Source organism: Jeotgalibacillus sp. ET6 (assembly GCF_029667115.1).
Classification (GTDB): Bacteria; Bacillota; Bacilli; order Bacillales; family Jeotgalibacillaceae; genus Jeotgalibacillus.
The window spans coordinates 355,345-377,037 of sequence record NZ_JARUIU010000002.1 but is presented as its reverse complement, the minus strand read 5'-3'; the positions used below and the strand labels follow the sequence as shown (position 1 = coordinate 377,037).

General features: G+C 43.5%; 15 protein-coding genes. 3 read left to right on the top strand and 12 right to left on the bottom strand.

What is annotated here, in order from left to right; genetic code table 11:
* Nucleotides 1-23: 23 nt before the first annotated feature.
* A complete protein-coding gene (locus P6709_RS07105; protein WP_278240201.1) occupies nucleotides 24-2,750 on the top strand; it encodes a hypothetical protein in 2,727 nt (908 codons plus the stop codon).
* 106 nt (nucleotides 2,751-2,856) lie between these two features.
* Here the strand turns inward: P6709_RS07105 and P6709_RS07100 are convergent, their stop codons facing one another.
* From P6709_RS07100 to P6709_RS07085, 4 genes are all read right to left on the bottom strand, one after another.
* Complete coding sequence (locus P6709_RS07100; protein WP_278240200.1) at nucleotides 2,857-3,981, bottom strand: amidohydrolase family protein; 1,125 nt, start codon at nucleotides 3,979-3,981, stop codon at nucleotides 2,857-2,859.
* A 106-nt stretch (nucleotides 3,982-4,087) separates the two neighbouring features.
* A complete protein-coding gene (locus P6709_RS07095; RefSeq protein ID WP_278240199.1) occupies nucleotides 4,088-4,870 on the bottom strand; it encodes an endonuclease/exonuclease/phosphatase family protein in 783 nt (260 codons plus the stop codon).
* Nucleotides 4,871-4,874: 4 nt separating this feature from the next.
* Nucleotides 4,875-6,527, bottom strand: coding sequence for a PTS transporter subunit IIBC (locus P6709_RS07090; protein WP_278240198.1), 1,653 nt, complete (start codon nucleotides 6,525-6,527; stop codon nucleotides 4,875-4,877).
* Between the two features lie 262 nt (nucleotides 6,528-6,789).
* Complete coding sequence (locus tag P6709_RS07085; RefSeq protein WP_278240197.1) at nucleotides 6,790-7,566, bottom strand: 3-hydroxybutyrate dehydrogenase; 777 nt, start codon at nucleotides 7,564-7,566, stop codon at nucleotides 6,790-6,792.
* A gap of 284 nt (nucleotides 7,567-7,850) precedes the next feature.
* On the opposite strand from P6709_RS07085, the gene P6709_RS07080 reads away from it, so the two are divergent.
* Complete coding sequence (locus tag P6709_RS07080; RefSeq protein WP_278240196.1) at nucleotides 7,851-9,134, top strand: GntP family permease; 1,284 nt, start codon at nucleotides 7,851-7,853, stop codon at nucleotides 9,132-9,134.
* Nucleotides 9,135-9,443: 309 nt separating this feature from the next.
* Here the strand turns inward: P6709_RS07080 and P6709_RS07075 are convergent, their stop codons facing one another.
* The 8 genes from P6709_RS07075 to P6709_RS07040 all read right to left on the bottom strand — a co-directional run bounded on the left by P6709_RS07075 (nucleotide 9,444) and on the right by P6709_RS07040 (nucleotide 20,480).
* Nucleotides 9,444-10,124, bottom strand: a complete 681-nt coding sequence (locus P6709_RS07075) for an N-acetylmannosamine-6-phosphate 2-epimerase (protein ID WP_278240195.1) — start codon at nucleotides 10,122-10,124, stop codon at nucleotides 9,444-9,446.
* Nucleotides 10,114-11,655, bottom strand: coding sequence for a DUF4127 family protein (locus P6709_RS07070; RefSeq protein ID WP_278240194.1), 1,542 nt, complete (start codon nucleotides 11,653-11,655; stop codon nucleotides 10,114-10,116). Before P6709_RS07070 ends, P6709_RS07075 begins: the two co-directional genes overlap by 11 nt.
* 18 nt (nucleotides 11,656-11,673) lie before the next feature.
* Nucleotides 11,674-13,356, bottom strand: coding sequence for an ROK family protein (locus P6709_RS07065; protein WP_278240193.1), 1,683 nt, complete (start codon nucleotides 13,354-13,356; stop codon nucleotides 11,674-11,676).
* Nucleotides 13,357-13,386: 30 nt separating this feature from the next.
* Complete coding sequence (locus P6709_RS07060) at nucleotides 13,387-15,924, bottom strand: glycoside hydrolase family 38 C-terminal domain-containing protein (protein WP_278240192.1); 2,538 nt, start codon at nucleotides 15,922-15,924, stop codon at nucleotides 13,387-13,389.
* Nucleotides 15,912-17,279 carry an FAD-dependent oxidoreductase gene (locus tag P6709_RS07055; RefSeq protein ID WP_278240191.1) on the bottom strand — a complete coding sequence of 456 codons (1,368 nt, stop codon included), beginning with the start codon at nucleotides 17,277-17,279 and terminating at the stop codon, nucleotides 15,912-15,914. The genes P6709_RS07060 and P6709_RS07055 overlap by 13 nt, the downstream gene beginning before the upstream one ends.
* Before the next feature lie 18 nt (nucleotides 17,280-17,297).
* Nucleotides 17,298-18,122, bottom strand: coding sequence for a carbohydrate ABC transporter permease (locus P6709_RS07050; RefSeq protein WP_278240190.1), 825 nt, complete (start codon nucleotides 18,120-18,122; stop codon nucleotides 17,298-17,300).
* Between the two features lie 19 nt (nucleotides 18,123-18,141).
* The gene (locus tag P6709_RS07045; protein WP_278240189.1) at nucleotides 18,142-19,083 is read right to left on the bottom strand and encodes a carbohydrate ABC transporter permease; all 942 of its coding nucleotides are present in this window, start codon (nucleotides 19,081-19,083) and stop codon (nucleotides 18,142-18,144) included.
* Between the two features lie 74 nt (nucleotides 19,084-19,157).
* Complete coding sequence (locus P6709_RS07040; RefSeq protein ID WP_278240188.1) at nucleotides 19,158-20,480, bottom strand: ABC transporter substrate-binding protein; 1,323 nt, start codon at nucleotides 20,478-20,480, stop codon at nucleotides 19,158-19,160.
* 254 nt (nucleotides 20,481-20,734) lie between these two features.
* Here P6709_RS07040 and P6709_RS07035 point away from each other — a divergent pair, with 254 nt between their 5' ends.
* Complete coding sequence (locus P6709_RS07035; RefSeq protein ID WP_278240187.1) at nucleotides 20,735-21,655, top strand: LCP family glycopolymer transferase; 921 nt, start codon at nucleotides 20,735-20,737, stop codon at nucleotides 21,653-21,655.
* The last annotated feature ends 38 nt before the right edge of the window (nucleotides 21,656-21,693 follow it).

Sequence of the window (21,693 nt, the reverse complement as noted above, 5' to 3'; positions counted from 1 at the left end):
ATAAAAGAATAGGAGTGAAGAAAATGGCAGAAAAAATCTGCACACTTAAACTAGATTTAAATAAGGGTTTATTAGGTGATAATCCCTATTTTATGTCAGAGGACAAAGCACAGTTGGACATCGAGCTTTATGATCAGCAGGAACCTATCAATGTCAGCAGCTATCAGTCCATTCAGGTGGAGCATATTTCCCAGAATGGCAGGATCGTAAAAGGATTTGGAAGTATTGTAGAGAGGGAAGATGGTAGTTATATTCTCCGCTACAACTATCATGGAATTGAGTTGAAGGAACCAGGTACAATCAAAACCACTGTTTCTTTCATTGACCAACAAACAGAAAAGTATCTTCCGTCCTTTGAAGTTATGAGCGTTGATAAAAGTATGGAAAGTATGAACAGTCAAATGAATCTTTTGGCTGCAGGTGAAGGTCCGGTATATCTTATCGAACTCAGCCGCTTTGGTATTGTCCAGGGATCGTTTGGTAAACCTCCTTATTCGTTAAACGAATGGACAACTGCTTACAATAATATAGTAGGGTTTAATCAGGCTCTCGCTTATGCGAATGCAGAGGGATTTACTCATGTGGTAGTTCCGAGGGGCACGTACAGTTTTTGCTATTCCAATTCCAATCCAAATGGAAATGAACCCTACCAGCAAGCAGGGCTTCCAATTACTCTATTCAGCTATCAAACCTTTGATTTAAATGGTTCCACTTTTGAAGTTCTCTATGATTCTATTAATCGGAATCCATTTGATCAAGCTTCCTCCAACCCTGTCTGGAAACTTGCCGGCAGCCTTATACTCATTAATGAATGCACGAACACACATGTCATAAACGGCACTATTATCGGTGATATACCAAATAGAAGCTTTTCAGATGGAGGAACAGGATTTAATTCTGAGAGAGGAATGGAACAGACATACGGAATTTATTTAAATAGAGGAAATGCATTTTGTTCAGTGAAAAACATAAATGTTTCGATGTTTATGGGAGACGGCATTACAATTGCAGCGTATCCCACTGCGTCAGGATCATGGATCTTAAATCCTGCAGCGCAAAGCAGAATTGCATATCCAGGAATGGCCAACGCTTCTGGCACTATCGTTCAAACGGTGCCCGGTGCATATATCTCCGACAAATTTCCTCTTATTCAAGGAGAGCATAAACAGCTCCAGATGAGAACTGCTGGAGGCTACACAAGAATTCCTGCCATCCAAAACAAGACTTTTGAATTTTTATTTTACAGTAGTTCAGATGTACTTCTTGCTAGAAAAACAGCTGTATATCTACAAACTGTTACAGTGCCGCTGAATGCTGCCTATGTAAGAATTCAGTTCCGAAATGAAGCCATCGGCCTGCCCTCCATCACGATAGAATATGCGATTACAAAGCCTCAGTCCCACCACATCACGATCAGCGCATGTGAAATTCACAATAATCACCGTGGAGGCATAAGCGGCGGAGCAGATTTTACCTCTATTCAAAAGAATAAAATCTATCATAACGGAATGGACTCCGGCTTGAATGTGCCTTTATTTCCAGATTCTACACGCTATGCGATCAATTTTGAGGACAGCTACTGCAATGATGTGACGGTTGAGGACAATCATATCTTTTCTTCCTTTAATGGCATTCTGCTCGGGGCTTATCATATTAAGATAAGAGGAAATAGTTTAAGTGAAAACAACGGCATCCGCATTTACAATAATGCTAGTGCATTAATTGAAGGCAATGTATTAGATCAGGCTGGCTTTTCGATCTCGACCACGGTTCCAACACAGGAACGACATATCCTTTTTCTAAATAACGTCGTCAATTCCCCCACTTTTTCCCTTCAGCCAATCAATAAAACGACTATTGTGATCAAAAATAATCGTTTGAATGTTAACAGCATGAATTTAACCGGTGATATTGAATTTGATGGAAATTATACAAAAAGCTTATTCGGTTCCGCTCACACAGACTACACAACCCTGCTGCTGAACGTCAAAAAATGTACGAACAATACATTCGAAGACTTCAACTATGGCTCCCACTATCGATTTGCACTGACAAAACCTGCTTACTCTTCGCATTATATTGATAACAATGTCTTCAGATCCGTTTCGTTTAACAGTGTGAATCTCTATAACGATCTTGAATTTGACCGCTGCACTTTTTTTAACTGTGCGATAACCTTTCAAGTAAGCAATTTAGCTGTATCAAGCAGCCTGCGTTTTACAGATTGCACCCTTCAGGATACGTATGTAGAAGCAGGAGGACGCTATATCAATAATGTCACAAACGGTGGTCTGACTAGTAAAGCAACCTTCTATGACTGCCGGGTCATCTTGACTTCTTCCTATTCCAGACCTGCATTTTTCACCTTAGCTGACAATAAACCGGAGGACACATTAAATCCTGGTGTGCTGCCAAGAAGATACGAATTGTACATGCGTAACTGTGAGCTCGATATCGCTGTTTCCTCCAATGTCGTTCTAATGAAATATGGTTCTGGGACAGATATTAAACAACCGAGGAAAGTCGTGATTGAACAGTCCCTTATTCATGTTAGAGACCTTACTAAATTTAAAATTCTCGAAGGAAGCCATGTTAACAATACAAATTACGAAGCAATCCTCATCGACTGCACCTTCATCGGCTTCACCGACCTGCCCGCTCCAACCTACGGCAGCTTGAGTGTATACAAAAAAGTACTCACTCTCAACTCCTCCGTCTCATCAACCGCTGACCCTAAAAATCCAAATTAAATCATATAGTTTAACAACAACTTTGATATTAGAAACGCTTTACCACACTAAAGGGGCCAGGCCCCTTTAGTGTGGTAAAGCTACATACCAATCATCTCTGCTCTATTTAAAGCATTTCCTCTCCATCAACAAACACCCGCACCACCATGGCTTTAAAATCTCTCAACGGGTTGCTTGACCACAGAACGAGGTCCGCATCTTTTCCAACTTCAATGGAGCCGAGGCGATCACTTAAGTTGATGCTTTTGGCTGCCTGAATCGTAATGGACTCGAGCGCTTTTTGTTCACTAAGACCGTGTTTGATGGCGTGGCGGACGGATGTGATTAATTCTTCAATAGGAAAAACAGGATGGTCGGTGGTGATTGAAAATGGAATCCCTGCCTGTTCAAGCTCCCTGTAGATTTCCCAGGACTGATTCGCAAGCTCTGCTCTGGTTTTACCCGTCATCGTGGGGCCAAGCACCACATCATAACCGGAATCCTTAATCTCCTTCACTATTTTTCCGCTTTCTGTAGCATGAGTGAGGGTCAGATCCAAATCAAACTCTTTACCGATCCGGATAGCCGTCAAAATATCGTCCGCACGATGGACATGAGCTCTCACAGGAAGCCTGTGCGCTAAGACATATTGCATTGCTTCATCTGCCATCGTAGCTGGAGGCTCTTGCTGGGATTTGACTGTCTGCCAAAAGGCTTCACGAATTCTTGCTGCAAGCCCCATTCTGCTGCCAATTAACATGGGATAAGCCATTTTCGGATTTTCACCAAAAGATATTTTTAGCCCCGCTGGAAATGTAATCACCTGTTGCTCCACCGAACGATCCGGCTTCACCTTCAGCACTGCTGTCAATCCACCGATCACATTTGAGCTTCCCGGCAAAATATGTACGGTGGTAATCCCGCCGCTTAAAGCCCGGTAGTACGCCTGATCAAAAGAGTTAATCCCGTCGATCACGCGAATATGCGGGGTAACGGGGTGAGATGTTTCATTGTAGTCGTTTCCTTCTGCGCCAATCCCTTCTTCATTAATGCACAAATGAGTATGAACATCGATAAATCCGGGAAATACCACGCCTCCCTTTCCATCAATCCACTCCATTTCCTGGTCGAATGCAGGCACCTGCTGAATTGGCCCCGCATATCGGATGATGGTATCAAAAACGATGGCTCCCTGTTGGATAAATCCTTTTGTGACGGTTTCAACTGAAACATTATACAGCCCCTTCACCACATCACCTCTTCCTCTTTATTATAAGAAAAATAATGACAGGCAGACCAATAATCCTCTAAAGAAAGACGCAAAAAAGCGGAAGACCAGTGGCCTTCCGCTTTCTCATTTACTTTATTTCAAGCTCTACTTCCACACCAAAATGATCAGAAACGATCTGCTGGTTTTCCCCGTTGAAAATAACGCGGGAATACGCAACAGGCACAGGTTGATTGGTCAAAATAAAGTCGATCCGAAGCTGCTGCTCATTTTCAGACCAGCCGGCAATTTTTCCGGGAACCGTGACGCCGCTGTCTTTTTCTTCAGCAAGCGTGTACGTATCGAATAATCCTTTTTCAAGCAAATACGTATAGCCTTCTCCTTTAATCCCGGCATCATTGTTGAAATCTCCTAGTAAAATGGAGAGGCGCTCCGAATCCACTTGCTCCATCAACCGGTCCACCTGATCCTTATACGGTTCGTCCGTGTCGCTCCACCAGCCAAGATGACAGGAATAAAGATCAATTTCCTGCTTTTCATAGAGCACGGTCGCTCTGACAATCGATCTTGTTTTCCATACTTCCGGGTCGTGGGAGCCCGTGATAAAAAACTCTGTGGTTCGTACAATGGGAAGTCTCGTCAGAATAGCCAGACCTTCAGCCTGAGTGCCGTAGCTGTAATGACTGAACGTCCACACCATCTCATCCTCTGTACGGTCAAGCGCTTTTAATCTTTCTAAGAGCACGTAGCCGTAATGTTCATCCACTTTTTCATCACTTGCATTCTTTTGGCTCACTTCCTGCAAAGCAATCACGTCGTAATCGTTATCAACAATGCTTTTTGCGAGAATATCAAGCTTTTCTTCCTGGTTCTCTTCCTGCCAGGAATGACAGTTGAGTGTTAGCAAACGCATAGTATCAAGCTCCTAATCGATCCTGAATGTCGGATTTTAATACATCCGCTTTTGGTCCATAGATTGCCTGTACCCCTTTACCGCGTAAAATTAACCCAAGTGCACCTTTTTCTTTCCACTCTTTTTCTGTACCCACTGCCTCAGGATCCTTTACTGTCACACGAAGGCGGGTCATGCATGCATCTACTTCTTCTATATTATCCTGACCGCCAAGCAGCCCAATAATTGAAACAGCAAGCGAACCATCGTCTGATACCCCAGTTACAGAAGAAGAAGAAGCTCCTGCGTCAGCTGTTTCTTCAATATAATTTCCAGCACGGCCCGGCGTCGGGAAATTAAAGCGTTTAATGAGGAAGTAAGACACGCCAAAGTTTAAACCAAACATTAATACGGCAACAAGTGCCAAGTTCAATAAATCCCCAGCGAGACCGGCATTAATAATTAATGGTGTTCTTGTTAAAAATTCTATAAAACCAAATGCATGAATACGTAAGTCAATTAAATCTACCAGCGCAAATGAAACGCCAGTCAGCACTGCATACACCACATATAGAAGTGGAGCTGCGAACATAAACATAAATTCAATCGGCTCCGTAACACCTGTTAAAAATACAGCAAGACCAGCTGAGAGAAACATTGATTTATATTTTGTACGCTTTTCTTTGTCCACATTCAGATACATTGCAAGCGCAAGTCCCATCAATGCAGCGGAAGAAGCAAGAAACTGTCCTACTTTAAAACGTGCAGGTACAACATCTTCTGTAAGCTGCTGGTAGCCGGCTTGATTACCCTGTTGAAGCATATTGTACAAATCCGTCACCCATGCAAGCCAAAGCGGATCCTGTCCTGAAACAACACTTCCTGCATTTGAACCGGTTAGTATTGTATACGTACCGCCAAGCTCCGTGTAGTTAATCGGAACAGTCAGCATATGATGAAGACCAAATGGAAGCAGCAAACGCTCGACCATCCCAAATACAAACGGCGCAACGATCGGCGCTGAATTTCGTGAAGTCGCAATCCATTGTCCGAAATCGTTTAACAGCCCTTGAATAAACGGCCAGATCACCGACAGCAGCAAGCCGACAACCACGGATCCCGCAATCACGACAAACGGCACAAAACGCTTTCCATTGAAAAATTCCAGTGCCTGAGGCAGTTTACTGTAATTATAAAATCGGTTATAAAGATTAGCGCCAAGGAAACCGGATATGATTCCGACGAAAACGCCCATATTTAATGCCGGAGCACCAAGTACAGAGATAAAGTAATCACTGACTGTCAGCTGAGCACCCAATAATGAAGTAACTGTCGCTTCTGAGTCCGCCAGCATGTCAGCGTTTACACCAAAAATAGAACCTGTAATACGATTGATCAGTACAAATGCAATCAAAGCGGCAAAAGCTCCGCCAGCCCGGTCCTTCGCCCATGAACCACCGATCGCTACGGCAAAGAGCACATGAAGGTTGGTAATAATCGCCCATCCGATGTCTTCCATCACTCGCGCAACCGTTTGCATTATCATGACATCACCTGTCATCATCGCGAGTAGTTTACCTAATGAAATCATAATTCCTGCAGCCGGCATAACGGCTACTACGACAAGAAGCGCTTTCCCAAACTTCTGCCAAAAATCAAAAGATCCGAAAATTTTCATGTTCATCCTCCATATCATCTATCGCTTTTAGTATGTAAAAAGAGTAAATTGAGTGGTGCAACCGTTTGCACTTCATTATTGTATAGACAAGTTAAAGAGATTGCAAGCGTTTTTACAAAAAATATTTCCTCTCAATCTTTGCCTGCTGAAAATAATTTTTCTGATGGACATTTTCTAAAACATAGGGTTTACCTAGAAAGATAAATAGAAATAAAAAAACTGCACGAAACCATTAAGCTGGTTTCGTGCAGTGTATCCTCACTTATTGAGCTGTGTAGCCGCCATCGATCACGATCGCCTGACCAGTAACACTTTTTGCTTTTTCACTGGATAAGAACATGGCATAGTCCGCAATTTCTTCTACTTCCAGCAATCGTTTTTGCGGTACGAGCGGGTAAATCACTTCTTCAAGTACTTTTTCAAGCTCTACGCCGCGTGATTTCGCTAAATCTTCCATCTGTCCGCGTACAAGCGGTGTATCTACATAGCCGGGTGCGATTGCATTTACAGTAATGCCGTGCTCTGCTCCCTCTAATGCTGATACTTTTGTCAATCCAATCAGGCCATGCTTGGCACTATTATAAGCTGCTTTACCTGCAAAACCGATCACTCCATTAATGGAAGACATATTCAAGATCCGTCCAAACCCCTGCTTCTTCATAATCGGAAATACTTTTTTCGTCGCGATAAAAGGAGCAGTCAGCATAATATCCTGCATCAATTTAAATTTAGCAGTAGGAAACTCTTCAATAGGAGAAACGTGCTGAAGACCTGCATTATTGATCAATACATCAATTCGTCCGTAGATCTCTACTGTTCGATCAATTGCCGCTTCGATCTCTTCCTCGCTTGTCACGTCCGCTTTTAAGCCGGTTGCAGTAAACCCTTTTTGCTCTAAAGCTTTTGCAGACTCCTCCACACCCTCCTGATTAATATCAGAAAGTACAACTTTTGCTCCATTTTCTGCAAAGGTTTCACCTATTTCAAAGCCAATTCCCTGTGCAGCTCCTGTAATAAATACTACTTTATTTTCAACCATTTTTGTTCATCCTCTCTTCGTTTACGCTCGACGGCAAATTGAATTGCGCCTGGTGCTCTATGCATTCCACAAAAAAACAGAGAAGAAACATTATTTCACGATAAGTTAAATACACACAATTTTCCCGCAAAACTGAATTAAGAGACTTTCAGGAATAACGTTTAAACCCATACTGTAAATGGAATGACACAGTTAGCTTGTTTTCTGTTGGATGAAAGAAGCGAAGAATAATGCGAATTTATTTTTTCGAAATAATATATTCATAATGATTAGGAGGTTTTTCAATGTTTGCCATTATTGTCGGGCTGGTTGCCTTAATGGCGATGGCCTATATCGGGTGGTCTATTTTATGGATTGCTCCGGTTGCTGCCGCCGTTGTTGCGCTGCTGTCCGGAATGAATGTGTTTGATGCATTCACATCTGATTTTATGTCCGGATTCGCTTCCTTTGCGCGAGACTTCTTTCCTGTCTTTCTATTTGGAGCGATCTTCGGAAAGCTGATGGAGGTAACGGGAAGTGCGCGCACTGTTGCCCAGTTCTTATCTAAAATTGTCGGGAAACAGCGTGCCATATTAGGAGTCCTGCTTGGAGCAGCGATCTTAACGTATGGCGGCGTCAGCTTATTCGTTGTCGTTTTCGTAATGTATCCTTTGTCACTCAATTTATTCCGCCAGGCCAATATCAGCCGGAAAGTCATCCCGGGTACGATTGTCCTTGGTGCCTTTACCTTTACGATGACGGCTCTTCCGGGAACAGCTCAGGTGCAGAACTATATCCCGACTGAATACTTTAACACCACCATGATGGCTGCGCCGATTATGGGTACGGTAACGGGTCTGATCATGGCCGTTGGGGGGTATTTCTACTTATCACGCAGAGCCAATACCCTGACCAAAAACGGGGAAGTTTTTACCGAACCTAAAGGTGCGAAAAAGGACGAAGATACGAAAGAAAAAGATCCGAATATTATTTTGTCCTTCCTTCCGCTTATCACAGTTGTGGTACTTATTAACGTAGTCAATATGGAAATGCTCACTGCCCTTTTAGTCGGAATCGTTCTGACCATGGTTCTCAGCTTCCAGACGTTTAAGCGTTTCACAGGAGCCATGAACGAAGGAGCAAAAGGAGCCGTTACAGCGGTGGTGAATACAGGAGCTGCTGTTGGTTTTGGTGCAGTTGTACAAGCAGCACCTGCCTTCCCAGCGATTCAAAACAGTTTATTGAATATTAAAGGAGGGCTTGTGGTATCTGATGCCCTCGCCACCCAGATTCTTGCGATGATCACCGGTTCAGCATCCGGCGGTATGAATATCACACTGAATGCACTCGGTTCTGAATACTACCAGCAGGCGATGGAAATGGGCATGAACCCGGAAATCCTCCACAGAATTACAGCACTGGCATCCGGGGCATCCATTCTACCGCACAACGGAGCCCTTTTAACCGTCCTTGCCATCACAGGCATGACACACAAAGATTCCTACAAAGATATTTTCTTTGTCGCCTTCTTGATTCCAACGATCGCTTTAGCGGTGGGAATTGGAATGTCATTTATAGGGATTGTTTAATGGGAGAGAGCCTGGGACAAAATTGTCTCAGGCTTTTTGTCTGGTTCACTGCTTTTTATGCGGATGCTTTCCGCATGGACGGCGCTGAGCCTTCACAGAGCTAGAGCTCTGTGAAGGCTCTGTTTGCCGTGACCTCCTGCTGGAGTTATGACCTTCCGCTCCGTTCACCTCATACTACTATCACATTTTATCTCATTATCAAACTTCTCTACTATGTCTCAGCACTTTTTGAATCGTATAAAACTCCATCAACCATATTTCCCACTAGACATCTTACACACCTTACACATGAGTTTTATGGGATGAAGATCACTTTCTTATTTCTTCCACAAACCGGGCAGTAATTTGCTGCGGACGGGTAATAGCACCACCTGCCACAACTGAGTGGGCACCGATTTGAAGTGCTCTTGCTGCCATCTCAGGCGTAAGAATATTTCCTTCTGCAATGACAGGAAGACGAACAGCCTTTAACACCTCTTTTAAAAACTGAAAATCATTATCGTATAGTTTTTTTCCGCTCGTTTCGTCCGTGTAGCCATACAGAGTTGTTCCCACGCAGTGAAATCCAAGCTGCTCTGCCTCCACACACTCTTCAACAGTCGCACAGTCTGCCATCCATTTTTGTTCTGGAAAAGCAGAAATGATCTTTTTCATAAAGGATGATAATGAAACAGAATCAGGACGCACTCTTTTTGTCGCGTCTAATGCAATCATATCTGCTCCACTTTGAACCAACGCCTCTACCTCCGAAAAGGTGGGCGTGATGTAAACCGGGGAGTCAGGGTACTCTCGTTTGATCAGTCCAATTACAGGCAGATCTATGTATTCTTTAATCGCTGTGAGATCTGCTGTTCCATTAGCTCGAATGCCTGAAGCACCGCCTCTGGCTGCAGCATCTGCCATCCGCCTCATAATCTCCGCTCCGAAAAGAGGTTCATCTTCAAGCGCCTGGCAGGAAACGACCAGACCATTCTTAATCTTACGTAACATGAATCTCACCTCTCTTTTTTGAAAATTGTACAGAGACGTTGCATTCAAACATTCTATTCCACGGGGAAGTAATTTGAAGGAAATCAATGCCTACGTCTTTAAAGCTGTGGAGGATCATTGTTTCATAGGCTTTCAACATACGGACACTGATTTCATCAGTGACTGTTTGTGTCTGATTCTTTAAGTCAAAATAGGACAACTGATAGGCGGGAAGGAAGTGGTTCACCATCTTCATTCGAACTTCGGCTTGGTAAAAAACATCATCTAAAAGATGATAGATAAGGTTTTTCTTTATGCAATCAGGATCTCCATTCAGTGCCATTACGCCTTGAGCGATTGTGGTTCCCAGTGTATTGCAGTTGGTATTCCAGCCTTTATAGGAGGTCAGTTTATCGAGAAGATGAGCATCATCCAGCATGGCGATCAGTTCCATATCTCCTCCATTTGCGAAAGCAGCATCTGCAACAATAACCTTTTTACCAGCGGCTAGGAACCTCTCAATGGCATCCGTAAAGTTCAGCAGGCCTCGGCAGCTGGTGTACGTCAGATCTTTGTTGTGCTGATCCCAAGACTCCTGCATGATTTTCCCGGGTGTGTTATATGCAAGAATGAAGTCCGCGTCCTCCGGAGTCTGAACGAGCTGGCACCCGGCTGCTGTGACGTGGGCTTTCAGACTTTCTCCAAATGGACGATCCTCATACATCGGAATGAGCCCGGGCCCCAGTGTGCTGCTCCAGATGGGAAAAATAGATGGACGGTTATTTGTTAAAAAGGTCCATGCTCTTGACAGCAATGTTGCACCGACTTCATCCGCTCCCGGGTAAATGTGAACCTTCTGATAAAGCCGCATACGTTCTTTAGCCGCCGCAATGACTTTCTGGTCCTGTGCCGTATAGCCAAACTCAGAACTGTCATCCTGTGGGATTACTAGAAAATTAATGATTTCTTCTTTTACGAGCTCTAATACCTTCACATTTATATCCAGGTTGAACGTTCTTCTCCATTCGTAATCTTCAATATATTCTAGAGGAAGAAGAACGGTAAGCACACGCAGCTGTTCCTCTTCTTCTTCCGATAGTGATTCTCTCTGCTGTTTGTCCAAAAGGCAGGCTCGTAGAAAAAGCTCTCTTCCCCATTTCTCGTAGTAGTCCGGTTCTTCATCATTGGAACTGTATTTTGGGGTCCTCATGATTAAGTTGGATGCAAAGATGGGAAGTTCAGGATGGGATTGGCGCAAAGAGCGGAGCCGGTTCAGCCATATTTCTTTTGTTTTTTCCGCATGGTGGTGCAGCCTTGAAGGAAGCAGTCCGCCATAAAACAGCATATCAATACTGAGAATAACCGCATCAGCTTCCTTTGCCGCCTCCATAAGCCAAATCCACATACCCTCTGTATCAGCCGGTTTTTTCTTTTTCCCATATACGTGATCACCAGGCATGATTAGATCAATCTGTGAGGATGACTGTGCAATTCGTTTAACATATTCCACATTGCATGGTCTTTCATCAATGGGCATATAGGCAATTTTCATGCAAAAACTCCTTTACGCTTATTTAACAGAACTGAAAGTTTGCAGAGAGGATGTTTCATTTTGAATTTCCTTCGCAATGATATCCATCAGATAATAAACAGACACTTCATTGACAGAGTGATGATTTTCCTCCAAATCATCAATTCCCGGTATCAGCAAATGAATATCAGCAGCATGTGACAAGGGTGAACCCTGCTGGCTTGAAATTCCTGCTGTAAATGCACCTGCCTGTTTGGCCTGCGCCATATACTTAACCGTTTCTGCTGCGTAACCGGAAGTATTCAAACCGATTACAACTGTTTGGTGATCGACCAGCGATGAAGAGGCATCCATTTGAAAGGAAGTCGTGCAGGCATCTGCTGCCTTTCCCATCTTCATCCATTTGTATTTTAGCTGCTGAGCGACAATTGACATTTCATCTTCACCATAGAAAAAGAGCTGGCGTGCTTTCATCAAACTGGTTTTAAGTTCGACCATTTCCTCTGTTTGCTCAAAGGAATCAAACTTGTTAATCATGGCTGTATACGTTTGTTTCACCTCAGTCAGACTCGTCGTCTCACCCTGATCGTATCTACGTGTGCTGACCGTTGCCTCTTTAGCCAGCAGGCGCAATTTATTATAAGAACCAAATTCAAGCTTCTGACAAAAACGGGTAATTGTCGCTTCTGACACGTTGATCTGCCTGGACATTTCAGAAATGGTTTTGTTCGGAACACTTTCAAGATTTAAGGTGATATAACGGGCAATCATTTGTTCACGCTTTGTGAATTTATGCTGATTCGATTCAATCATCGATGTAATGCTCTTGAGCGGTTTCATGGATTCCTGAAGCAGATAATGCCTCACAGCGCCGATCATTCCTGCATTATTCAGATTATGTGCGATTTCAATTTTAGTCTTGTTTAAAATAGATGGAATCATTTCTTTTTTTAATTCCTTCATGATCAATGGATACAAGTAGTCTTTTTGAGCCGTAATGCCTCCACCAATGATTATCATCTCAGGGTTCATCATATAAGCAATCGTCGCAATCCCTTTGCACAAATGAACTACAAGCTGATTGATTTCATGAACTGCCACTGCATCCCCTTTTTTCGCTAGTTCAAAAATAGCTTTTCCATTAAGATCCGTTTCTTTTACTCCTTTTTCAAGCGCAACATTTCTTACCAGAATTCTAGTAGACGCAAGTTCTTCAAACCTTCCGCCTTCAATGGGAATGTACCCAATTTCTCCACCACTGAAATTGTGGCCGGTATGAAGTTTATTGTCCAAAATATAGCTGCCGCCGATTCCAGTACCAATGGTCAGACAAAACACACTCTTTGCATTTCTTCCGGTCCCGATCCAGGATTCAGCCAGACCCGCACAATTCACATCGTTTTCAACTTCCACCGGAAGATTAAAATAGGTCTCAAACTCTTCTTTTAAACGTGTGCCGGTATAATCGGGTATATGGTCTGAGGCAAACAGGATTTCTCCCTTGTCTGAGTGAACCTGCCCGGCAGTTGAAATGCAAATCCCATCCACGTTAAACTGATCAATTAATGGTTTGCCGTGCTGCTTAATTTTCTCCAGAATGACCGGACCCCCAAGATGAGCTTCCGTGTCAGTCTCAAATTTTTCGAGAATTGTTCCATCTTCTGTCAAAACACCATACTTAATCAGGGTTCCGCCTATATCAAATGCTAAAAATTTTCTCATCTTCATCACCTTCATTCCTCAGGCACTCATTCATCTTACCCGAATGGTTTTGATCTGTTTCGAACTAAAAGAAAGTGAAATCCTCTTTTTCGCGTCAAGCTCACCGAGTACATTTCCCTTAAAATCCACTTCTTCTATTTTAAATGGCTCAAACCCAAAGCAAAGCGCTGTGGTTCTCGTATCCGTATTAGGGTTAAACATCCGGATATCAATCGAGTCAGACTCTTTTTTAATAAAGGAACTAAATGCAATATCCGGGTCTGTTTGATAAAACAGAAGGCTTCCCCTCTTTTGTACATGCGATTGCTGACTTAGCACCTTATGGCGAAGCAATTTAGCATGATTAATAGAGTGGTGCTTTCTTCCGAGGATTAAGCCATATTCAAACTCGTATGAACCAATACATTGCGCTCCAGGTGTTTCAAAACCCGGACCTGCTCCGTTGCCTCTTGTACGCAAATCGCGTCTTGACAGCCAGCCGACGCTTCTGATCACGGTTAGGAACGCTGTCGTATTTCCCTTATACTCATCCACTTCGTATTCCTGCAGACCCCGATGAGCAAGCTGATGTTCACCCGTAATGACAGTGGAATAGGCAGGATACTGATTCATTATCGCTTCCTTATTAGGTGGAGCATCATAGATTTTCTCCTGAAGCCTTCTGCGCTCAACCAAATCAAACGGGGTATCTCCATAACTGATATCGCCGGCTTCTACAGCAAATCCAATTCGAAGCTTCTGATCCTTAGCTTTGTTTTGCACAGTCGATTTAAAATAAATGAACCTTACATCGGAGTATAGCGTGACTTTCGTTTTGATGATGGTTTTAACTGTTTCTCCACTTGCTCCTGTACGCTCCTGATTTAATGAAGCCGGACATGTTAGTTCATAGTGCAGGACCGCTGACTGAAAGGTGGTGCCCTTCGTAAGATCGGTCACCTTCACCAACGTACCCTCTGAGATACAATCATGAATCGGAGGAGAATAATTGTACGTATCCCCGGCATCCAATGAAGAAATAAACTGATGCTGCCGCTCATAGACCTGACCGTCTTCTTTATCTGAAATGGTTAGTCCATCTTTTCCCCATTCAATCCGGTAAAATTCATTTTCTATAAAAGAGTCCCCCGCTTTTCCTGCCGAAGGAACCACATTTTTTACACGCACAATCTGAAAAGCCTTTGTCTCCACTCCTTGAAATGGAACCAGCATAGAAATATCGTACACGGCGTATTCCCCGTAGTGAGGTTCTGCAAAAATATGCCGCATAAATTCTTCACGCTGCTCTCTTTTCACAATATCCATTTTAATCTTTTCATCTTGATGGTATAACTCAATCGCTCCAAGATCCTGGGCAATCGGAATAAAGATCGTTGCTTCCACAGGGTACGTTGCCTCGAACGGAGTGTTATTAATTAAGTACAGAAAATTGTTTTCCACTTCAGAGTTCAAAAATTCGAAGGGATACTCGTCATGCAAAACATCTCTCGAAAACTGATCGATCGCACTCAGAATTTTTTGCGTGCGGGTTTCCATCTCTTCATGAACCTCATCCACACTGCATCCGCAAATACTATCATGTGGATGATTCTTCAAAATCATCTTCCAAATGTATTCAATAAATGCTTCTGACCGGCTTTCACCCTTTGACCATACATTCAGGGCCTCCATGATATAAAGAGCCTGATCCTCGCACAGCTGATTTTGATGTTTCAAATAAGTGCGAGTTGAATACACGCCAGGCAAAATAAAGATCTTTGAAGGGTCACGCTGCTCCCCTTCAAGCCCAGCTTCCGGAATTTTTTGCTGAAAAGCAGCTGTAAAATCCGCCATACGTGCCTGTTGAAAAACAGTATCTTCCACGTGTTCATTTAACTGCTGAACACGATGCTTCATATCCGGTGCCGGGAAGGTATGATCTGCTCCATTTAAAATAAGCGCCTGATCAAATGTTAAATAAGGCTGATTTTGCTTTAAATAAGCATTCGTTTTTTCGATGTACTCATTGCTTTTAAGGTACGTCTGATAATAGCCTTCCATGAGCGGCAGCACAAACGCAAAAACTTCGCTGCCATCCGCTCCTTTCCAATTCACCTCAAAGTGGTCTGACACAGCGCCGCGCCATAGTAGTGCCCAGTCAATTCCATACCCTTTAAATAATTGCGGCATTTGACTGTTGTGACCAAATGTATCAGGCAGATAGCCGATATTCGACTCAGAACCAAGCGCCCGGGCTTGCTTGATTCCAACTTCAAGGTTCTTCAGAATCGATTCTCCCGATACCAAAAATTCATCCGCCAATAAATACCATGGACCTACTTCCACTTGTCCCTTTTGTATAAACGAAGTGAACGCTGAAAACTCTTTTTCTGAAACAATTTCTTTAAAATCCTCAAGAACAACGGTCTGTCCGTCCAAAAAAAAGCATTCCATTTGGCCCTTTTCAAGAAGCCTCTGAATGTACCTCAGCCCGTTCCGCAGCTTGTAGCGAAAGGCTTCAAACGGTTCATACCATTCCCTGTCCCAGTGGGTATGATTTAAGATGTACGCTTTTTTCACTCCATCCATGCTTTTTCCTCCCTGTTGCGCAGCTGTCTTCTCAGAAGGGCTCCATCGATGTTGTTCAGATCCACTGAGTACTTTACAGAATAGGCACACGCCATTCCTGCAACCTGTGCCACATCCCGCACAGTTGGCTGAATTCTGAGGGAAGCCTGCATGAGGAATGTACTGGATATATGTCTTCCAGCCACGATTAAGTTTGCTGCCTCATGAGTGATCAGAGAGCGGTAAGGGATTTCGTAGTATTCTCCCTTTGTTAAAGGTTCCGGCTTTACGGTTTGTCCTTTTACGCTGTGAACATCAATGTACCAGTCACCACGGGCAATCCCATCTTCAAACCTGGCACGACTCAAATAATCCTGCTCGGTTAATATGTACTTCCCTTTGATCCGATAGGATTCTCTGATGCCCAGCTGAGAAGCTTCCTTTATTAAATACGCTTGCTCAAACCCCGGGATGGCTTTTGGCAGGAAAGCAGTCAGCCGGCGGATCATCTCACGCCCTTTTGTGACGGCTTTTGACCGCAGTACCGGGTCGGTGGTTTGAAAAACCCCCGGGATATGTGGACAATTAAACGACATAACTGTATTTTTGCCCGGCTGAGTAAACGCCTGAAAATACTTCAGGTCCTCTTCCTTTAGATGCCCATCAGAAAGTCCTTTTTGAAAATAGGGTTCGAGGACATGTCCTTTTCCCGGCACCATCGCTATCTCAAAAAATTCAGGATGATCAATTTTGCAGAACGTATCTCCCTCTGCCTTCATAAAATTCCGAAGCGTTAAAACGTCAATGCCGCCCATTTCAAAGCGGAAGCTGATCTGCTGGTTTTGCCCTTCCTCATTCCCGCTTTCGACCGGTACCCCGGCCGTTCTGGATAGGAGCGCATCTGCTGTCGCGTCCACAAAAGTTTTTGCTTTAACTGCGTATAGACCATTGCTTGTATTGACGATAATACAGCTGATTTTTCCGTTTTCTTTTAAACAATCCACATAATTTGCGTCATATAATAGATGACCTCCCCGCTCCACAATTAATGTTTCAAGCACATAGCTCAATGATTCAGTATTAAACCAACTGCAGGAAGTCGTGCCGTCATTTGTTTGCACGTTTTCTTTATGAAGCCGTTCAATAATCAGGTCATTGATGCGCTGCCCTTTAACCTGTGTGGGCATCATCGGAGACACCAGAGCGTTTGTTTGAGTGCCGCCGAGTGAAATGGTTTTTTCAATGACAACTGTCTCAATTTTTTCTTCGAGTGCCGATAAAGCGGCAACTGCACCCGCTGTCCCGCCTCCTACAACGGCACATTCCACATCATAAAGAACCGGGATATTCCGATTAAAAAAGAATACAGTTTCCATCTTTTTCACCTCCGCCATTTATCCTTTTACCGCTCCATCTGTTGCTCCTGAAATAAAATACTTTTGCAGCCAGATAAAAATCAGCAGCGTTGGAATCGTAGTTAAAATGGAAGCCGCACTGATCAGTTTTAAATTGGCTCCATCAAAATTCTGTGAAAGCTGCGCAAGTCCAATGGACAGCGTGTACATACTGCTTTCAGTGGAGTTAAGCAGCGGCCATAAATAATCGCCCCATGTTCCCATAAATGTGAAGATGGCTAATGTAACAAGCGTAGGTTTCACAAGGGGAATCGCAACCAGATACCAAACTTTAAACTTGCTTGCACCATCAAGATAAGCGGATTCCTCCAGCTCCTTTGGAATCCTCAGAAACGCCTGACGCATTAAATAGATTCCAAATGCGGTTGAGACCTGCATGACCACAAGACCGATATGGGAATTGCGAAGCCCAAGGTCTCCTGCCAGCTGAAACAGTGGTGCCATATAAAGCTGAAAGGGAACCATCATAGTCGAAATGATTAAGGCAAGAACTACACTTCTTCCTCTAAAATCCATTCGTGCAAGAGGATAAGCAGCCAGACTGCAGAAAAGCAGATTAAGAGGGATAGCAATCCCTGTAACAATCACTGTGTTTACAAAATACAAACCGAAATCAGCTTTTGCAAAGGAATCAATAAAGTTTGCAAAAGTCGGATCAGAAGGCAATAAAACATCATAAATTCCTTCATTTGGTGATTTAAGAGAGATCAGCAGTGTAATAAAAAAAGGACCGACTGTGATGACCGTAATAAAAAGCAAAAGTGCATACAGCCAGATTTGTTGACTTCGTTTTTTTGATTTCATTTCACACAATCCTTTCTCCCTAGGCTCTCAAATCATCTTCCCTTTTGCTTGTCAGTTTCATTTGAAGCAGGGATGCCCCAATAGCCATGACAAGTAATACGAGCCCTGCTGCAGAGGCGGTGCTGACATCCAAACTCATAAAGTTATCAAAAATATACATAACAAGTGTCGTGGTGGCCCCTGCAGGTCCCCCGCCAGTTGTCAGTGCAATCTCTTCAAAGACCTTCATTCCCGCAATAATCGTCATCACCGAAACCAGGGTGACTGAAGGCATTAGCATAGGGAAGGTAATCCGGGTAAACAGTTGAAAAATGGAGGCTCCGTCAATGCTGGCAGATTCATAGACATCTTTTGGAATAGATTGCAGGCCTGCCAGATAGATAATCATGTAATAGCCTAGACCCTTCCATACCGTTATCATGGAAACGGCCACAAGTGCAGTTGAAGATTGAACGAGCAGATTGGTAGGCGAATCAAAAACTCCGAGCCATACCAGCACTTGAGAAATCATACTGTTTTGGGAGTACAACATTTTCCACATCAATGCACCTACAACCATCGGCGTTACAACCGGCAGATAATAGAGGACGCGAAAAGTGGAAACGCCTCTTATTTTCTGGTTAACCAACACTGCCAATATCATAGGCAGAAGTACATTCAGCGGAAGCACAATAACTAAAAATAGCAGTGTATTCAAAAACGCTTTCCAAAAGGTTGAATCTGTAAAAATCTCCTTGAAGTTTGCCAGTCCAACGTATTCACCAGTATCCGCGATAATCTTATAATCCAGGAAACTCCATTGAAATGCTTCGATAATCGGATAAGCAAGAAACGTGCCTAAAATAACGATCGACGGGAGTAAAAATAACCAGGGTGTGAAAAATGAAGTTCTCCAATTTTTTCTTTTTGCTAGAGGCTTTGACCGAACGATAGGATCTGTAACAATTGGCTGTCTGGCCATCCTGATCCCCCCTTTTCAAAAAATAGAGACTAGCTTTTGAGAAGAGGCTAGTCTCGACTATAGGTTGATGTAAGTTAAAAGGTTACTTCTTCACCAGAGTCTTCAAATGCACGATTCCACTCTTCGGCAAGCTGCTTGACCGCGTCTTCCGGAGTTAGCGAGCCCTGAAGATTTTGAACGAAAATATTTTTCGTTGACTCTCGAAGATCTGCACTGTTTTCAGTTGGTGGTATCAGCACTTCTGCACGTGTTAGTGATTCAGATGCCTGAAGCATACCCAATGCTTTGGGAGAATCACCAGGATCCTGAAAATAATCGTCCTCTAAAGATTCAGTCGTAGCCGGTAATACTGTTCCAGCTGTTTTCGCAAACTCCAGCTGATTTTCAGCATTTGTTAAGAATTCCGCCAGGGCCACAGCAGCATCCTCATTCTGTGTTTTAGCAGGAATCGCGAAATTCATGACGGCCACATTTACAGGTGCGTCTTCATTCTCTAAGGGCTGACCTGCTTCAGAGGCTGCATACACATCAGGTGAACCGGATTCAATCGGCCCAAGGAACGTTACCCCGCCTTCAAGAAAGGAAGTATTCCCAGCCATGTAAAGTTCCTGACCAGTTGCAAGTGATCCTTCTGCTGTTTCCTGAGGAATCAATCCCTCTTCATACATCTTTTGCGTCAGTTCGAAAAATTCTACAATAGCTTCATTGTTCTCAAAAACCGCTTTTCCATTTTCCACAATCGGCTCGCCATCAGCCAAAGAAACCATCTTTTCCATAATCGTATTGCCATCATTTATCACAGGGTAATAGGATGGCTTGCCAGTTGCTTCCGTAACGGCTTTTGCCGTTTCATAAATCCCCTGTGTGTCAGTTGGAAGTTCAGAAATTCCTGCTTCTTCGAAATGTTCACTGTTATACCATGAAACAGTCGTAGTCAGATACCATGGCAGTGCATAAAGCTCATCTTCATACATCCCGGAATTAAATGGCCCTTCCACATAGGAAGACTTGGTTTCTTCACTGACTAAATCACTTAATTCAAGCAAACCTCCCTGCGCAGCAATATTGGACATATAATGAGGATTCAGGTTTACAACATCCGGTACATCATCCCCAGTTAGAGAAGTAAGTACCTTTTGCTCCATTTCATTTTGCGGAATATCCTCAATCTTGACATCAAGATCAGGATGCATTTCCTCAAATTCTGCTTCAAGATCAGCGAAATATGTATCAAATGGTTCCCCCGCCAATGAAGCAGTCCAAAGTGTTACTTCTCCTGACAGCTCGCCTGAATCACCGCTGCCAGATTCACCGTTGCTATCATCTCCACACCCGGCCAGACTTAATGACAATGCAGCAAAACATACCCCCGACATCCATTTTGAACGTTTTCCCATTTTTCAATTCCCCCTTTGTGATCTATGAAAGCGATTTCTTTGACCTTATAATACAGGGTCTGCAAACTCATTACAATGCTTTTTTTAAAATTATTTTTACTTTTATTAATTTTATGAAAATTAATTTCATTTTAGAACAAATGTCTCCTTATCGAACAATCCAGCTAGAAATCTTTCTAAGTGATTCTGATTTCCCTTTCCCCTCTATATGATAAATAGAACGACCAGACTGTTCTTAAAAGTGAGGGAAAAAGATGAAATGGATCAAGGAAGGCGGATGGATGAAATGGACGCTTGGAATTTTGTCGGCTGCGCTTTTGGCAGGGTCAGGCGGGCTTTTAGTGTTCTATCTCTCTCTTTACTCAGCCTCGAAGGACATGCATGCCCCTCTCGATCGTGAGGTTTCAATGAAGCGCGGGGAAGTTGTACGGATTGAGGAAAAGGATCCTTTTTCGGTTTTGATTCTCGGGATTGATGAACGTGATAAAGATGCCGGCCGGTCAGATGCCATCATTGTCCTAACGGTTAATCCAAATAAAAAGACCACCAAGCTGTTAAGCATCCCGAGAGACACCTATGCTGAGATCGCGGGATATGGGACGAAGGATAAGATCAATCATGCCTATTCATTTGGCGGTGTGGAAATGGCGATGGAAAGTGTGGAAAAACTGCTTGATATTCCACTTGATTACTATATTAAGGTGAATATGGAGGGCTTTGAAGATGTAATTGATGTTCTTGGAGGCGTCACGGTGTCCAATGAATTTGAGTTTGAAGCAGGCGGCTATCGTTTTCCTGAGGGAGAGCTGATATTAAACGGAGAGCAGGCGCTGTCCTTCAGCCGGATGCGCGCACAGGACCCTGAAGGCGACTTTGGCAGACAGGAACGGCAGCGGAATATTTTAGAAGCAGTCATTAGCGAAGGCACGACCCTTTCAGCATTTTTAAACCTGGGTGATCTATTGGATTCACTCGGTGAAAATATTAAAACAAATTTGACCTTTGATCAGCTGATGGACATCCAAAATGATTACCGGCAGGCAGCGGACAGTGTGGAGCATCTTAACCTGAACGAAGGAACCAATCAATACATAGGAGGCGTGTATTACTACGTGATCCCGGAAGCGGATATTGCCGCTGCACAAAAAATCCTGCAAAGCGAGCTGGAGTTATAATCGAGCCTGGGCCAAATAGGTCTCAGGCTCTTTGCCGT

What these genes read in the sequence shown, in the direction of transcription:
- P6709_RS07085 (WP_278240197.1), bottom strand. Translation starts at nt 7,566, where the DNA reads ATGGTTGAAAATAAAGTAGTATTTATTACAGGAGCTGCACAGGGAATT.
- P6709_RS07060 (WP_278240192.1), bottom strand. Translation starts at nt 15,924, where the DNA reads ATGGATGGAGTGAAAAAAGCGTACATCTTAAATCATACCCACTGGGAC.
- P6709_RS07105 (WP_278240201.1), top strand. Translation starts at nt 24, where the DNA reads ATGGCAGAAAAAATCTGCACACTTAAACTAGATTTAAATAAGGGTTTA.
- P6709_RS07045 (WP_278240189.1), bottom strand. Translation starts at nt 19,083, where the DNA reads ATGGCCAGACAGCCAATTGTTACAGATCCTATCGTTCGGTCAAAGCCT.
- P6709_RS07035 (WP_278240187.1), top strand. Translation starts at nt 20,735, where the DNA reads ATGAAATGGATCAAGGAAGGCGGATGGATGAAATGGACGCTTGGAATT.
- P6709_RS07095 (WP_278240199.1), bottom strand. Translation starts at nt 4,870, where the DNA reads ATGCGTTTGCTAACACTCAACTGTCATTCCTGGCAGGAAGAGAACCAG.
- P6709_RS07080 (WP_278240196.1), top strand. Translation starts at nt 7,851, where the DNA reads ATGTTTGCCATTATTGTCGGGCTGGTTGCCTTAATGGCGATGGCCTAT.
- P6709_RS07055 (WP_278240191.1), bottom strand. Translation starts at nt 17,279, where the DNA reads ATGGAAACTGTATTCTTTTTTAATCGGAATATCCCGGTTCTTTATGAT.
- P6709_RS07075 (WP_278240195.1), bottom strand. Translation starts at nt 10,124, where the DNA reads ATGTTACGTAAGATTAAGAATGGTCTGGTCGTTTCCTGCCAGGCGCTT.
- P6709_RS07040 (WP_278240188.1), bottom strand. Translation starts at nt 20,480, where the DNA reads ATGGGAAAACGTTCAAAATGGATGTCGGGGGTATGTTTTGCTGCATTG.
- P6709_RS07090 (WP_278240198.1), bottom strand. Translation starts at nt 6,527, where the DNA reads ATGAAAATTTTCGGATCTTTTGATTTTTGGCAGAAGTTTGGGAAAGCG.
- P6709_RS07065 (WP_278240193.1), bottom strand. Translation starts at nt 13,356, where the DNA reads ATGAGAAAATTTTTAGCATTTGATATAGGCGGAACCCTGATTAAGTAT.
- P6709_RS07050 (WP_278240190.1), bottom strand. Translation starts at nt 18,122, where the DNA reads ATGAAATCAAAAAAACGAAGTCAACAAATCTGGCTGTATGCACTTTTG.
- P6709_RS07070 (WP_278240194.1), bottom strand. Translation starts at nt 11,655, where the DNA reads ATGAAAATTGCCTATATGCCCATTGATGAAAGACCATGCAATGTGGAA.